This is a genomic window from Pseudomonas sp. MF4836, from assembly GCF_002018875.1.
Taxonomy (GTDB): Bacteria; Pseudomonadota; Gammaproteobacteria; order Pseudomonadales; family Pseudomonadaceae; genus Aquipseudomonas.
Genome location: NZ_MVOL01000001.1, coordinates 328,890 through 343,028, shown reverse-complemented (window position 1 = coordinate 343,028; position 14,139 = coordinate 328,890). Strand labels below are relative to the sequence as shown.

The following is a 14,139-nucleotide window of genomic DNA, read 5'->3' as shown; positions in this document are numbered from 1 at the left end:
CCATTTGCTTGAGACTCACAGACAAAGACAGGGGGTGATGGGCTGACGCCGCGCCAGTCGCTCAACGCTTACGACAAGCGCGGCTTGATAACACACGAATGCGTCTTTGTCCGCTTTAGCCCGCAGTTTTTACCCCGCCCTGCTCCCCCTTTGCTGCGAAGCCCGATCACGTACCACTGGTGATCCGTGTCCACAACCGGGTGCTCAAGCGCATGCCGGCGGGTGACATGGTCTTGATGGTGAACAGGGTCTCGAGCACCGACGGTTCGGGATAGGCCGCCGGGTTGTTGCGCAGCCCGGGCTCGATGTATGGCAGGGACGCCGCGTTGCCATTGGCGTACTGCACGGCGTTGCTGATAGTGGCAATCACTTTCGGGTCCAACAGGTAGTTCATGTAGGTGTAGGCGTTGTCCAGGTGCGGGGCGTTTTTCGGGATGGCGACCATGTCCACGGCCACGGTCGAGCCTTCCCGGGGAATGCTGTACCCCAGGTTGACCCCGTTATTAGCCTGTTTGGCGGTCGCCATGGCTTGCAGCACATCGCCGCTGAAGCCGATGGCGACGCAGATATTGCCGTTGGCCAGGTCGCTGACGTACTTGGACTGGTGGAAGTACAAGATCGACGGCCGGATGGCCAGCAACGCCTGCTCGGCGCGCCTCAGGTCGGCCGGTTGTTCGCTGGTGGGATCCAGGCCCAGGCTGTTGAGGGTGATGGGCACCATCTGCGTCGGGTTATCGAGAAAGGCCACCCCGCACTGCTTGAGCTTCTCGATGTTTTCCGGCTTGAACAGCATCTGCCAGGACTGGGTGATGTCGGTGTTGCCGAAGATCGCCTTGATCTTGTCGACGTTGTAGCCGATGCCCACCGTGACCCACATGTAAGGGATCGCGTAGCGGTTGCCGGGGTCGCTGGCCTCGAGGATCTTCATCAGTTTGGGGTCGAGGTTGTTCCAGTTCGGCAACTTGCTCTTGTCCAGCTCCTGGATCGCCCCGGCTTGGATCAACCGCGGCAGAAAGTGGTTGGACGGGCTGACCAGGTCGTAACCGCTGCCGCCGGTCATCAACTTGGCTTCAGTGGTCTCGTTGCTGTCGATCACGTCGTAGGTGGTCTGAATCCCGGTCTGGCGGGTGAAGTTGGCCAGGGTGTCGGGGGCGATGTAGCCGCTCCAGTTGGCGATGCGCACAGACTCTGCCGCCTGTACCGAACCGACCGACAAGGCCAGGACCAGGGCCGGGGTGAACCACGCTGTGGGTATGCGATTGTGCATGTTGCCGCCTCTCTTTTTTATTGTTGCGGCGAACCTCGCCGCGACGGTTAACGTTCGTTTTGCGCGCGCCTGACTTCCCAGCCCATGCGCAGCGCCGCGCCGATATCAAAAAACGGCTTGGGCGGCAGGTAGCCGGGCCGGGCCTGGGACAACACATCGCGCAGCACCTGGGAGTCGCCCCCGGCGGCCATCTGCGCCAGCAATCGACCCCACAAGGTGCCGCGCGCCACACCGGAGCCGTTGCAGCCGGAGACTCCGTGCAAACGCTCGGCGATACGCCCGAAATACGGTTCGCCAGAGCGCGTGGCACTCAGGTGCCCGGTCCAGGTGTGCTGCAGATCCTCGGCCACGATCCCCGGGAAGCGGCGTTGCAAGCCGTGCAAATGCTGCTGCCGGCGATCTGCCAACTCCACACGGTCGAGGTCGCGCTGGCGATACTCCACGGTGTTGCGCATCAGCAGCCGCCGGCCCGGCAACAGGCGCACCGTGGCCCCGCCCGGCAGGGTCGAGAGCACGCCCCAACCCTGGTCGTCGAACAGGGTTTGCCAGGGCTCTTCGGTCAAGGGCCGGGTAATGCTCGCGCTCAGTTCCAGGGCAAAGGTCTGGCTGCGACGCAGGCCAACCCGGGGCAAGAAGGCGCCGACGCAGACCAGCACTTGTGCGGCCTCGATTTCGCCCTCGGCGCTGCGCGCTTTCCAGCCGCGGCCGGGCAACGGTTGCAGGTCATCGATGGCGCTGTTCTCAAATACCTCGACCTGGTTCGGCAGGCTGTCCAGCAGGCCTTTGACGTACTTGGCCGGCTGCAACAGGCCGTTGCCGCCGCCGCAATGGATCGCCCGCTGGTAAAAGGCGCTGCCCAGCCGCTGCTGCAACGCCGCGCCCTCCAGCACGCTGGCCTGGGCCCCGACTGCGTTGAGGGTGGCCACGCACTGCTGGGCATGCTCCAGGCGCTGGGGTTGATGCACGGCAAAGTGGTAGCCGGCGTTGCTGAGCTCACAGTCGATGCCCAACTCGGCAATCCGCTGGCGCACTTCAAGGCCGGCAGCAACGCCGATACGCGAGGCCAACTGGTAGCCGGCGTGACCGGGCTGGCCCAGCAGCTCGCTGGCACCGGGCAGTTCGTGGCTGACTACAAACCCGGAGTTGCGGGCCGAGGCGCCCTGGGCCACGCGCTGACGCTCGACCAGCACGATGCGCTGCTGGGGGAACATCTGCGCCAGGCTGTGGGCCGCCGAGAGCCCAGTGATGCCGCCGCCGATAATCAGCCAGTCGGTTTTCTGCGAGCCCGCCAGCGTCGGCCGCTGGGGCGACTCACCTGCCAGGGCAATCCAGCCACATACATTGTTCAATGCCTGCCACTCCTTCAGAATCGATGCGCCAGGGGAATCGTTACGCCGCCCCCGCTTGCGCTGAATACCTACAATCCAATGCCTACAATCTATGGAGATCAGCGCCCGGTTTCGAACGTTATTAATTCATCCATCTATTCGAGAAACGCATGGATAACCCACTCCGGATACCGTCACTGCAAGCTCTGCAGACCCTGGTCCATGTGGCCGAGAGCAACAGCTTCACCGCTGCCGCCAGCCGCCTGTACCTGACCCAGAGCGCAGTCAGCCGGCAGATCCAGCAACTGGAGGAGCATTACGCGGTGGCGCTGTTCGAGCGCACCAGCCGTCGGGTATCACTCACCGAACAGGGGCGCGACGTATACGGCGTGGCCCTGGAGCTGCTGCGCGCCCTGGGCGGCCTGCAACAACGCCTGGCCCCGGCGCCGCTGGAGCAGCCGTTTCGGATCCGGATCTTTGTCTCGCTGGCGGTGCGCTGGCTGCTGCCCCGACTCAGCGGGTTCTACGCGGCCAACCCCGGGTTGTGCCTGTCCATCGAAACCGTCGGTGGCGAGACGGTGGACACCGGCGGCGACTGCGACGCCTACGTGTTGTACCTGCGGGACGGGCTGGATGAGCGGGCGCTGACGCCGCTGTTCGATGAGTACCTGATTCCGGTATGCGCCCCGCAGTTGAGCGACGGCCTGCCGCCGCCACGCTCCCTGGAGCAACTGGCCGAGCATGCGCTGATCCATGGCTCCACCAGCCGTCACGAATGGACCGTGTGGCTGCAGGCCCAGACCGACCAGACACCGCACAACTACCAGCACCTGATGTTCAACCTCGACGACCTGGCACTAGACGCCGCCGCCCGCGGCCTGGGCGTGGCCATGACCGACCGGGTCCTGGCCCAGGACGCCATCAGCCGTGGCAGCCTGATCGTGCCCTTTGGCCAGCCGCTTAAAACCGGCGGCGTCTATGCCCTGTGGCTGCGCGACAGCGGCGCCGCGCACCCGGCTTGCAACGCAGTGCTGGACTGGTTTCAGACCCAGTCGGCGGCAGTCGGGGAAAGGGGAATGAGGGCGTAGGCAGCACGCGATTCGCCCCAGGCTTGAAGCGCCTTCCGTCAGCGCACGCAACTCGCTAGGATACGGCCCCCTCTGCAGATGGACGCGTCCCATGACCACACTCGCCCGCAAGAACCCGCTGCTCGCTTTCGTCATGTCCTGTGTGGCGGCAGGCTGGGGCCTGGTGTATGTCGGCCGGGTCAAATGGGGCGTGTGGGTCGCTGCCGCACTCTACGGCGGCGTGGCGCTGATGGGGCTTTGCGGCCTGCTGGCCAGCCCCATGGGCGTGCTGCTGTTCCTGCTGTGGGTGTTGTCGATCAAGCTTGCCTCGGCCATCGCTGCTGCCATAACGGCCTCCCGCAACAGTGACAGCGCACGCTACCCCAGCACCCGGATGCACCTGCTGTACCTGGCGGGCCTGGTGGTGCTGACCCTGATCATGTTCGAGCCGCTGCGCCCGCACCTGCTGGGATTCAAGACCTACTACGTCCCGTCCGGCTCGATGATCCCGACCCTGGATCTGGGTGACTACATCGTCTCCGACCTGCGCCCGGGGCCGGTCAAGGTCGGCGATATCGTGGTCCACCGCTACAACGGCACCGAGGTGGTGAAACGGGTGGCGGCGGTGGCCGGCGATACCCTGGCGATTGTCGACGGCAATGTGCTGGTCAACGGCCGCAACCTGGGCCTGTTCTTCGCCCCGCCCGAGCGGGCCAGGAGAGATTACTCGCAGCACCTGGCAGCGCTGCAGGTCGAGCCGGGCCATGTCTACCTGCTGGGGGACAACCGCGACAACAGCAATGACAGCCGCTTTATGGAACAGGTCGCCGAGTCCGACATTACCGGTCGGATCACGGGTATCTGGCTCGCCCCGGACCGCAGCCGGATCGGCACCCGTTTCGATTGAGGCCCTGCCGTGGGGCGCGCCGGCATCCGGCAGCGCCCCCGGCGGCTACCCCAGGCGCTTGAGCAGGACCCGGGTGACCCGGCGCTCTTCCACAGCTATCACCTCAAGGCTCCAGCCCTGCCATTCCAGGCGATCGCCGATCACCGGCAGGCGGTCCAGCAGGCTGATGACCAACCCGGCCAGGGTCTGATAATCATCGGTCGGCTCGGCGGCGAAGCCGGTGCGCTGGCGGATCTGTGTCAGATTCAACGCGCCGCCGACCAATAGCCCATCCTCGGTCTCGACAATGTCCGGGCCTTCGATTTCGCTGGCGTCCGGCAACTCGCCGGCGATGGATTCGAGAATGTCGGTCATGGTCAACAGCCCGATGAAATCGCCGAATTCGTTGATCACGAAGGCGATGTGGGTCGAGGCCTTGCGCATCTGTTCCAGGGCATTGAGGATCGAGAAACTGTCCAGCAGGTTCGGCGTCTTGCGCGCCAGGTGCTCCAGGTTCGGCGGATTGCCGGCCAGGTATTCCTTGAGCAGTTCCTTCTTGTGCACGAAGCCCAGGGGTTCATCCACCGCGCCATTGCGGATCAGCGGCAGGCGCGAATAGGACGAATGCATAAGCTTGGTGCGGATGACCTCGGGGCTGTCCGCCAGGTCGATATGGTCGACATCGGCACGCGCGGTCATGATGCTGCGGATCGGCCGCTCGGCCAGTTGCAGCACGCCGCTGATCATCACCCGCTCGCGCCGGTCGAACAGCTCGGCAGTGGGTTCCTGGCCGTTGTCCAGCAGGTCGGCAATTTCCTCACCCACCTCCTCCACCGCCAGTTTCCGCCCGCCCAGCAGGCGCATTACCGCATGGGCTGTACGCTCGCGCATCGGCCGCAGGCCCTGCATCGACTTCTTGCGCCGGGCGCGGGCGATCTGGTTGAACACTTCGATCAGGATCGAGAAGCCAATGGCCGCGTACAGGTAGCCCTTGGGAATGTGGAAGCCCAGGCCTTCGGCAGTCAGGGCAAAACCGATCATCATCAAGAAGCCCAGGCACAGCATGATCACCGTCGGGTGCGCATTGACGAAGCGGGTCAAGGGTTTGCTGGCGACGATCATCAGGCCGATGGAAATGATCACCGCGATCATCATCACCGCCAGTTCGTCGACCATACCCACGGCGGTGATCACCGCATCCAGGGAGAACACCGCGTCGAGCACCACGATCTGCGCCACGATCGGCCAGAACATGGCGTAGGCGGCGTTGCCGGTACGCTGGCTGATATGGCCCTCAAGCCGTTCGTGCAATTCCATGGTGGCCTTGAACAGCAGGAACACACCGCCGAACAGCATGATCAGGTCACGCCCGGAGAAGCTCTTGTCGAACACCTCGAACAGCGGCTGCGTCAGGGTGACCAGCCACGAAATACTGGCCAGCAGGCCCAGGCGCATCAACAGCGCCAGGGACAGGCCGATGATCCGCGCCCGGTCGCGCTGATGGGGCGGCAGCTTGTCCGCCAGAATCGCAATAAACACCAGGTTGTCGATACCCAGCACCAGCTCGAGCACGATCAGAGTCAACAGGCCAAGCCAGGCCGTGGGGTCCACTATCCATTCCATAAAAACGACGCGATCTCTCTAAATTGAATTCAGGCAGCCGGGCGCAAAAAAACGCCCGCACAACGGGTTGTAGCAGGAATCGGGCGCAGGCGCCGACCGACCAGGGCTACCGTTGGCGAGAATCGAAAAACCGGAAACTTAGTGCGACGGCAACGCCTCAGAGCGGCCGAATGGCGTGAGGCGAATGGAACGAGGGAGAGGTGCGGCGTCCTGGGGAAAGGACGACTGGGAGGCTCCGAAAGGGTGTTCATGCAAGTCCTGATATAAAAAACGGACTTGGAGATTACAGCGGCCAGTCACATTTTCCACAGCAGGAAATCATTACAAAACTTTATAAACCCCGTAGCCGCTGCCGCCGTGGCGTATCTGACGGCATACGGCGACCTCAGGGGCCAGCGCAGCCTGGCGGCAGCGGCTACAGGCGCTATGTGCAACCTGAAAGCCGCACCTGCAACCCTTAGCTCCTGCGGGTCGCATCATCCAGGGCGAGGATGGTGTGGGCATTGGTGACGGTGGTCGCCAGGGTGTTGATCACCCCGGAACGCAAGGCACCCAGGGTCGCGGCAGCCTTGGTGTTTTCACTGGCGATGGCGACCACATCGGGGATGCGTACCAATTCCTGCACACTCAAACCGATCACCCGCCCCTGGATCGCGTTGACCGCCGGCTGGCCATGGATGTCGATAAAGTCGTAACCCATCATGTCGCCCACCGTGCCGGACAACCGCGCCTGGGCGATTTCCTGGGGCGAGAACCAGCCCATGCGCACCATATTGCTGTTTTCACTCATATCGCCGATGCCAATCAGGGCGATATCGGCGCGGCGTGCGCGATCCAGGGTCGAGCGCACGGTGTCGTTGCTGATCAGCACGCTGCGCAGTTCCGGATTGGCCACCAGCGCCGGGGCATACAGGGTTTCGCTTTCAGCCCCGAAACGCAGGGCCAGACGGCGACAGATATGGTCCGGGTTCATGTATTCGCCAGCCCGCAGCGAACCGCCGATGGCGCAGACGAACGTGCAGTTGCGCGTCACCGGCAAAAACACGTTATCGGCCACCGCTCCGACATTGCGGCCCATGCCGACGGCGACGATCATGCCGTCGCTCAAGGTCTTGTTCAGGTAGTTGGCCACCAGGCTGGCAACCGCCGAACGCTGGGTATCCGGGTCACTGTGATCGACCGCAATCAACGCCCGATCCAACTGGAAGCGCTCCACCAGCGCCTGCTCCAGCTCATTGTTCATCGCCGGATGCTGCAGCACCCGGACCTCGACAATCCCTTCATCCCGCGCCCGCTTGAGCAGGCGGCTGACCTTGGCCCGCGACAGGTCGAAGCGCTTGGCAATGGCTTCCTGAGTGACGTTCTCAAGGTAATAGAGCATGGCGACTTCGGTCATCAGATCGATATCGCTGGCCCCGCGCTGGGTACTGTCACTCATGTGGACTGGCTTCCGTCTTGGCGTCAAAGGCGCATTCTCTCTAGTGGATGCGGGGTACGTCTACAAGCGGCTTGCGCGCAGCCCTGCGCCCCTCACTGATGACCATCACGCTCGATGGCATTGATCCGCTCGACCTTGGCCCCCGAGCGCGCCGCCTCGAACTCCGACTCCAGGAACGCCTTGACGATGCTCTTGGCCAGTTCCACCCCCACTACCCGCGCGCCAATCGAGAGAATTTGCGCATCGTTGCTCTTGCGTGCGCGCTCGGCGGAATAGGTGTCATGGGCCTGGGCCGCGCGAATCCCCAGCACCTTGTTCGCCGAGATGGCCATGCCGATGCCGGTGCCGCACACCAGCACTCCCAACCGGTGGTGCCCGGCATTTATGGCCGTGGCCACGGCCAGGGCGATGTCCGGGTACAGCACCGGTTCCAGGGAATGGGTGCCGAAATCCTCGACCGGATGCCCCAGTGCCTCGATGTGCCGCTTGAGCAGCTCCTTGAGTTCATACCCCGCCTCATCGCATCCAATCCCCACTGAAAAGGCTCTATTCATCGCATTTCGCTCCGCTGACAGGGAAAGAGCATGACTGATCATATGATCAATCAGTGAAACTTTGATCAGTCATTTTTCAGGCATTCGCCCCTCAACTGTCAAGCGAGATTTACCAGGGCCGAGGAATAACGCCCTACACAGGGCGGTAAAAAGCCTCACTCGCCACCGAGACATATTTAAAGCGAAAGGGATTGACTGATCAGAATTTCATTTGTTACACATATGATCAGCGCAAAACATGGTTATGCGATCTAATAAGAATTCACAGCACGAGGACACGCCGATGGCCACGCCATTACTGCTCCAGGCTGAACATGTCGCCAAGGCCTATGCCGGGATCCCTGCCCTGCGTGACGGTCGCCTCTCCCTGCGTGCCGGCAGCGTGCATGCCCTGTGCGGCGGCAATGGCGCCGGCAAGTCCACCTTCCTCGGCATTCTGATGGGCATCACCCAGCGCGATGCCGGCAGCATCCTGCTCAACGGCCAGCCGGTGCAGTTCGACCGCCCGAGCGCCGCCCTGGCGGCCGGGGTGGCGATGATCACCCAGGAGCTGGAACCGATCCCCTACATGACCGTCGCCGAAAACATCTGGCTCGGTCGCGAACCGCGTCGCGCCGGCTGCATCGTCGACAGCAAGGAACTCATCCGGCGCACCCGCGAGTTGCTGGCCAGCCTGGAATTCGAGGTCGACGCCAACAGCCCCATGCACCGCTTGAGCGTGGCGCAAATCCAGCTGGTGGAAATTGCCAAGGCCTTCAGCCATGACTGCCAGGTGATGATCATGGACGAGCCGACCTCGGCCATTGGCGAACGCGAGGCCGAGACCCTGTTCAAGGCCATCCGCCGCCTCACCGCGCGTGGCGCCGGCATCATCTACGTGTCGCACCGCCTCAGCGAACTGGCGCAGATCGCCGACGACTACAGCATCTTTCGCGACGGCGCCTTTGTTGAAAGCGGGCGTATGGTCGACATCGACCGCGCCCACCTGGTGCGCGGCATCGTCGGCCAGGAATTGACACGCATCGATCACAAGGTCGGGCGCCAGTGCGCCGCGCAAAACTGCCTCGATATCCAGGGCCTGAGCCGCCACGGCGAGTTCCAGGACATCAGCCTGCAACTGCGCCAGGGCGAAATTCTCGGCATCTACGGCCTGATGGGGTCAGGGCGCAGCGAATTCCTCAACTGCATCTATGGCCTGACCGAACCCCATGCTGGCAGCGTCACCCTGCAAGGCCAGCCGCTGCCGGTGGGCGTGCCGGCAGCGACCATTCGCGCCGGCATGTCACTGGTCACCGAAGACCGCAAGGACAGCGGGCTGGTACTCACCAGCAGCATCCTCTCCAACATCGCCCTCAGCGCCTACCGCCAGCTGTCGAGCTGGTCGCTGATCAGTGCGCGTAAAGAACTGCAACTGGCCCGGGACATGGTCCAGCGCCTGCAGATCAAGACCAGCTCCCTGGACCTGCCGGTGGAATCCATGAGCGGCGGCAACCAGCAAAAGGTGGTGCTCGCCAAGTGCCTGTCGACCACGCCGATCTGCCTGCTGTGCGACGAGCCGACCCGAGGCATCGACGAGGGCGCCAAGCAGGAGATCTACCACCTGCTGGACGAGTTCGTGCGTGCCGGCGGCGCGGCCATCGTGGTGTCTTCAGAGGCCCCCGAGCTGCTGCATCTGAGTGATCGAATCGCGGTATTCAAGGGCGGCCGGCTGGTCACCATCAGCACCGACACCGCCCTTTCCCAGGAAGCCTTGTTGAGTCTCGCCTCATGAACGCCAAGACCCATGCCACCCCGACCCTGCCCGCCTCGACCCACCCCGCGCCACGCAGCCGACTGCGCCTGGCCCTGGACCGCTTCGGCCTGCCGCTGGTGTTTATCCTGCTGTGCCTGGTCATGGCGTTCGCCAGCGAATACTTCATGACCTGGCGCAACTGGATGGACATCCTGCGCCAGACCTCGATCAACGGGATCCTCGCCGTAGGCATGACTTACGTGATCCTGACCAAGGGCATTGACCTCTCGGTGGGGTCGATCCTGGCGTTCGCCGGCCTGTGCAGCGCCCTGGTGGCGACCCAGGGCTACGGCCTGCTGGCGGCGGTCAGCGCCGGAATGTTCGCCGGGGCCATGCTCGGCGTGGTCAACGGCTTCATGGTGGCCAACCTGTCGATCCCACCCTTTGTCGCAACCCTTGGCATGCTCAGCATTGCCCGCGGCATGACCTTTATCCTCAATGACGGCAGCCCGGTCACCGACCTGCCGGAAAACTACCTGGCCCTGGGCATCGGCAAGATCGGCCCGGTCGGCGTGCCGGTGGTGATCTTTGCCGTGGTCGCGCTGATTTTCTGGATGGTCCTGCGCTACACCACCTACGGGCGCTACGTCTATGCCGTGGGCGGCAACGAAAAAAGCGCCCGCACCTCCGGGATCGGCGTGCGCAAGGTGATGTTCTCGGTGTACGTGGTCTCCGGGCTGCTGGCGGGCTTGGCCGGCGTGGTGCTCTCGGCGCGCACCACCTCCGCCCTGCCCCAGGCCGGCACCTCCTATGAACTGGACGCCATCGCCGCCGTGGTGATCGGCGGCACCAGCCTCTCCGGTGGCACCGGCAGCATTGTCGGCACCCTGTTCGGCGCCCTGTTGATCGGCGTGATCAACAACGGCCTGAACCTGCTCGGGGTGTCCTCCTATTACCAGCAAGTCGCCAAGGGCTTGATCATCGTGTTTGCGGTGCTCATCGATGTCTGGCGCAAGAAAAAACGCTAACCCCGTTCATTGCACGGCACGACCACAACAATAAGGAGTTCCCCATGAAGCTTTCACCGAAGAAGCTCGGCACATCCCTGGCCACGCTGGCGGCTGTCTCCCTGCTCAGCAGCAGCGTTGCCTTCGCTGCAGAAAAAACCTACAAGATCGGCGCGGCGGTGTACGGGCTCAAGGGCCAGTTCATGCAGAACTGGGTCCGTGAGCTCAAGCAGCACCCGGCGGTCAAGGACGGCACGGTGCAGATCACTGTGTTCGACGGCAACTATGACGCCCTGACCCAGAACAACCAGATCGAAACCATGGTCACCCAGCACTATGACGCGATCATCTTTGTGCCAATCGACACCAAGGCCGGGGTCGGCGCCGTGGCCCGGGCCATGGAAAACGACATCCCGGTGATCGCCTCCAACACCAAGGTCGCCAGCGCCAACGTGCCCTATGTCGGCAACGACGATGTCGAGGGCGGGCGCCTGCAAGCCCAGGCCATGGTCGACAAGCTCAAGGGCAAGGGCAATGTGGTGATCATCCAGGGCCCGATTGGCCAGTCGGCGCAGATTGACCGGGAAAAAGGCGAGATGGAGATCCTCAAGAAGAATCCGGGGATCAAGGTCATCGAAATGAAGACCGCCAACTGGTCCCGCGCCGAGGCCTTGTCGCTGACCGAAGACTGGCTCAACGCCCACCCCAACGGCGGCATCTCCGGGATCATCGCCCAGAACGACGACATGGCCCTGGGCGCCCTGCAGGCGGTGAAGTCTCGCGGCCTGTCGCCGAGCGACGTGCCGGTGACCTCCATCGACGGCATGCCGGATGCGATCCAGGCGGCGAAAAAAGGCGAAGTCACCACCTTCCTCCAGGATGCCCAGGCCCAGTCCCAGGGTGCGCTGGATGTAGCCCTGCGAACCCTGGCCGGCAAGGACTACAAGCCGCAATCGGTGATCTGGGAACGTTATGCCAAGGACGTGAAATGGGGCGACGGCAGCGACAAGCTGTACATCCTGCCGTGGGTGCCGGTGACCAACGGCAATGCCGATGCGCTGTACCAGCAGGTAGCGGGCAGCAAATAGGTCGGACCTGCGCCAGCGCTCCGGGCGCCTGGCACCTGCGCTCTGCCAGCGCAATCATCTATCGCTGGCTTGCACCCTCCCCGTGGCGAGCGCACTTGCTCGCGCCGGGTGGTGCAGCCGCCCCCAACACCTGACGCAGTTGATTGGTCGGTTTTACAGCCCATCGTTTTATAGAGGAGTCATGACATGTCCGGATTCTGGGATCAGGCCTTCGACCTGAACGGCCGCTGCGCGGTGATCACGGGTGGCGCCGCCGGGATTGGCCTGGCGTGCGCCAACCTGCTGGTGGAGCGCGGGGCCAAGGTTGCCCTGCTCGACCGCGACCCGGCGGTGGCCGATATCGCCGCCAGCCTCGGCGACGGGCACCTGGGGCTGGCCATCGACCTGCGCCAGCTAGATCAAGTACGAGACGCGGTGGACCTGATGGCCGCGCACTACGGGCGCCTGGACTTCCTGGTCAACAGCGCCGGGGTCGCCCTGCTGGACAAGGCCATGGAAGTCAGCGAAAGCGCCTGGGACACCACCCTGGACATCAACCTCAAGGCCAGTTTCTTCGTGGCCCAGGCCTGTGCCCGGCACATGATCGAGCAAGGCCACGGACGCATCGTCAACCTCGCTTCCCAGGCTGCGGTCATCGGCCTCGACCGGCACGTGGCGTACTGCGCGAGCAAGGCAGCGGTGGTGGGCATGACCAAGGTCCTGGCCATGGAGTGGGCGCCCCACGGCATCAACGTCAACGCCATTTCACCGACCATCGTCGAAACGGCCCTGGGCAAGAAAGCCTGGGCCGGCGAGCTGGGTGAACGGGCCAAGTTGCAGATCCCGGTCGGGCGCTTCGCCCAGCCCGAGGAAATCGCCGGGCTGGTGCTGTACCTGCTCAGCGACGCGGCCAAGATGATCACCGGGGAGAACGTGGTGATCGATGGCGGCTACAGCATTCAGTAAATACGCGCTTTTCACATCATTTCGATGAGGTCCGCTGCCATGTCTACGCTGCTCGAAACCCCGACACACGAACGCCTGTCGCCAACGATTCCGGCAACCATGCAGGCCGTGGTCTGTTATGGCCCGGAGGACTACCGCCTGGAGCAGGTCCCGGTGCCCATCCCAGGGCCCGAGGAGATCCTGACCAAGGTCGAGCTCTGCGGGATCTGCATGGGCGACATCAAGACCTATCGCGGAGCGCCTTCGTTCTGGGGCGACGCCGAGCAGCCACGTTACGTCAAGCCACCGATGATCCCCGGCCATGAGTTCGTGTGCCGTGTGGTGGCCCTGGGGCCAGGGGCTGAGAAACGCGGGGTCAAGGTGGGCGACCGGGTGATTTCGGAACAGATAGTGCCGTGCTGGGGCTGTCGCTTCTGCAATCACGGCCAGTACTGGATGTGCCAGAAGCACGACTTGTATGGCTTCCAGAACAACGTCCAGGGTGCCATGGCGCAGTACATGATCTTCACCAAGGAAGGCATCGTGCACAAAGTGCCGGACAGCATCGCGCCGGATGAAGCGATCCTGATCGAGCCGCTGGCCTGTTCGCTGCACGCCGCTGATCGCGCCGACGTGGGTTTCGACGACATCGTAGTCGTCGCCGGGGCCGGCACCCTGGGCCTGGGCATCATCGGTGCGGTGCGCATGCGCAACCCCAAGCGCCTGATCGTCCTCGACATGAAGCCCGAACGCACCGCACTCGCCCTGCGCATGGGCGCTGATGAAGTGTGGAACCCGGCCGAAGTCGACGTGCTGGCGAAGATTCGCGAAATCACCGAAGGCTACGGCTGCGACATCTACATCGAAGCCACCGGCCATCACAAGGCGGTCAACCAGGGCCTGGCGATGCTGCGCAAACTGGGGCGATTCGTCGAGTTCAGCGTGTTCAACGACGAAGCCACAGTGGATTGGTCGATCATCGGCGACCGCAAGGAACTGGACGTGCTCGGCTCGCACCTGGGCCCCTACATGTACCCACGGGCCATCGACTTTATCGGCAACCGCAAGATCGACATGCGCGACGTGGTGACCCACACCTTCGCCCTGGCCGACTTCAAGGAAGCCTTCGCCATCATGGAACGCGGCGACCGCTCATTGAAAGTGGTGCTCAAACCCTAGCTCTCGGCAGCGGCTACCAGCACTATTCTGGCCATGTTCGGACGCT

At 63.5% G+C, this 14,139-nt stretch carries 12 protein-coding genes; 7 read left to right on the top strand and 5 right to left on the bottom strand.

All coding sequences use genetic code 11. From position 1 onward, the window contains the following. Positions 1 to 166: 166 nt before the first annotated feature. Both MF4836_RS01645 and MF4836_RS01640 read right to left on the bottom strand, forming a co-directional pair. Positions 167 to 1,267 (bottom strand): polyamine ABC transporter substrate-binding protein, encoded by a 1,101-nt coding sequence (locus MF4836_RS01645; protein ID WP_078468796.1) that lies wholly within the window; start codon positions 1,265 to 1,267, stop codon positions 167 to 169. A gap of 47 nt (positions 1,268 to 1,314) precedes the next feature. Further along, complete coding sequence (locus MF4836_RS01640; RefSeq protein ID WP_078468795.1) at positions 1,315 to 2,616, bottom strand: NAD(P)/FAD-dependent oxidoreductase; 1,302 nt, start codon at positions 2,614 to 2,616, stop codon at positions 1,315 to 1,317. A 149-nt stretch (positions 2,617 to 2,765) separates the two neighbouring features. Between MF4836_RS01640 and MF4836_RS01635 the strand changes: the two genes are divergently transcribed. Next, positions 2,766 to 3,683, top strand: a complete 918-nt coding sequence (locus tag MF4836_RS01635; RefSeq protein ID WP_078468794.1) for a LysR substrate-binding domain-containing protein — start codon at positions 2,766 to 2,768, stop codon at positions 3,681 to 3,683. A gap of 91 nt (positions 3,684 to 3,774) precedes the next feature. After that, entirely contained in the window at positions 3,775 to 4,569 is a 795-nt protein-coding gene (gene lepB, locus MF4836_RS01630) for a signal peptidase I (RefSeq protein ID WP_078468793.1), read from the top strand. Between the two features lie 45 nt (positions 4,570 to 4,614). On the opposite strand, the gene MF4836_RS01625 is transcribed toward lepB, so the two are convergent. From MF4836_RS01625 to rpiB, 3 genes are all read right to left on the bottom strand, one after another. Continuing rightward, entirely contained in the window at positions 4,615 to 6,171 is a 1,557-nt protein-coding gene (locus tag MF4836_RS01625; RefSeq protein ID WP_078468792.1) for a TerC family protein, read from the bottom strand. Positions 6,172 to 6,628: 457 nt separating this feature from the next. After that, the gene (locus tag MF4836_RS01620; RefSeq protein ID WP_078468791.1) at positions 6,629 to 7,609 is read right to left on the bottom strand and encodes a sugar-binding transcriptional regulator; all 981 of its coding nucleotides are present in this window, start codon (positions 7,607 to 7,609) and stop codon (positions 6,629 to 6,631) included. Between the two features lie 92 nt (positions 7,610 to 7,701). Continuing rightward, on the bottom strand, positions 7,702 to 8,163 hold the full coding sequence (gene rpiB, locus MF4836_RS01615; RefSeq protein ID WP_078468790.1) for a ribose 5-phosphate isomerase B: 462 nt from the start codon (positions 8,161 to 8,163) through the stop codon (positions 7,702 to 7,704). Positions 8,164 to 8,446: 283 nt separating this feature from the next. Between rpiB and MF4836_RS01610 the strand changes: the two genes are divergently transcribed. The 5 genes from MF4836_RS01610 to MF4836_RS01590 all read left to right on the top strand — a co-directional run bounded on the left by MF4836_RS01610 (position 8,447) and on the right by MF4836_RS01590 (position 14,093). Then, positions 8,447 to 9,934, top strand: a complete 1,488-nt coding sequence (locus tag MF4836_RS01610) for a sugar ABC transporter ATP-binding protein (protein WP_078468789.1) — start codon at positions 8,447 to 8,449, stop codon at positions 9,932 to 9,934. Next, positions 9,931 to 10,923, top strand: a complete 993-nt coding sequence (locus MF4836_RS01605) for an ABC transporter permease (RefSeq protein WP_078468788.1) — start codon at positions 9,931 to 9,933, stop codon at positions 10,921 to 10,923. The genes MF4836_RS01610 and MF4836_RS01605 overlap by 4 nt, the downstream gene beginning before the upstream one ends. A gap of 44 nt (positions 10,924 to 10,967) precedes the next feature. Beyond that, entirely contained in the window at positions 10,968 to 11,990 is a 1,023-nt protein-coding gene (locus MF4836_RS01600) for a substrate-binding domain-containing protein (protein WP_078468787.1), read from the top strand. Between the two features lie 186 nt (positions 11,991 to 12,176). Further along, positions 12,177 to 12,935 carry an SDR family oxidoreductase gene (locus MF4836_RS01595; RefSeq protein WP_078468786.1) on the top strand — a complete coding sequence of 253 codons (759 nt, stop codon included), beginning with the start codon at positions 12,177 to 12,179 and terminating at the stop codon, positions 12,933 to 12,935. A gap of 39 nt (positions 12,936 to 12,974) precedes the next feature. After that, positions 12,975 to 14,093, top strand: coding sequence for an MDR/zinc-dependent alcohol dehydrogenase-like family protein (locus MF4836_RS01590; RefSeq protein ID WP_078468785.1), 1,119 nt, complete (start codon positions 12,975 to 12,977; stop codon positions 14,091 to 14,093). Positions 14,094 to 14,139 lie beyond the last annotated feature (46 nt).

Excerpts from the sequence above, each read along its gene's own strand:
- MF4836_RS01645 (WP_078468796.1), bottom strand. The coding sequence starts at position 1,267 with ATGCACAATCGCATACCCACAGCGTGGTTCACCCCGGCCCTGGTCCTG.
- MF4836_RS01635 (WP_078468794.1), top strand. The coding sequence starts at position 2,766 with ATGGATAACCCACTCCGGATACCGTCACTGCAAGCTCTGCAGACCCTG.
- MF4836_RS01600 (WP_078468787.1), top strand. The coding sequence starts at position 10,968 with ATGAAGCTTTCACCGAAGAAGCTCGGCACATCCCTGGCCACGCTGGCG.
- MF4836_RS01595 (WP_078468786.1), top strand. The coding sequence starts at position 12,177 with ATGTCCGGATTCTGGGATCAGGCCTTCGACCTGAACGGCCGCTGCGCG.
- MF4836_RS01620 (WP_078468791.1), bottom strand. The coding sequence starts at position 7,609 with ATGAGTGACAGTACCCAGCGCGGGGCCAGCGATATCGATCTGATGACC.
- MF4836_RS01610 (WP_078468789.1), top strand. The coding sequence starts at position 8,447 with ATGGCCACGCCATTACTGCTCCAGGCTGAACATGTCGCCAAGGCCTAT.
- MF4836_RS01590 (WP_078468785.1), top strand. The coding sequence starts at position 12,975 with ATGTCTACGCTGCTCGAAACCCCGACACACGAACGCCTGTCGCCAACG.
- rpiB (WP_078468790.1), bottom strand. The coding sequence starts at position 8,163 with ATGAATAGAGCCTTTTCAGTGGGGATTGGATGCGATGAGGCGGGGTAT.
- MF4836_RS01625 (WP_078468792.1), bottom strand. The coding sequence starts at position 6,171 with ATGGAATGGATAGTGGACCCCACGGCCTGGCTTGGCCTGTTGACTCTG.
- lepB (WP_078468793.1), top strand. The coding sequence starts at position 3,775 with ATGACCACACTCGCCCGCAAGAACCCGCTGCTCGCTTTCGTCATGTCC.
- MF4836_RS01605 (WP_078468788.1), top strand. The coding sequence starts at position 9,931 with ATGAACGCCAAGACCCATGCCACCCCGACCCTGCCCGCCTCGACCCAC.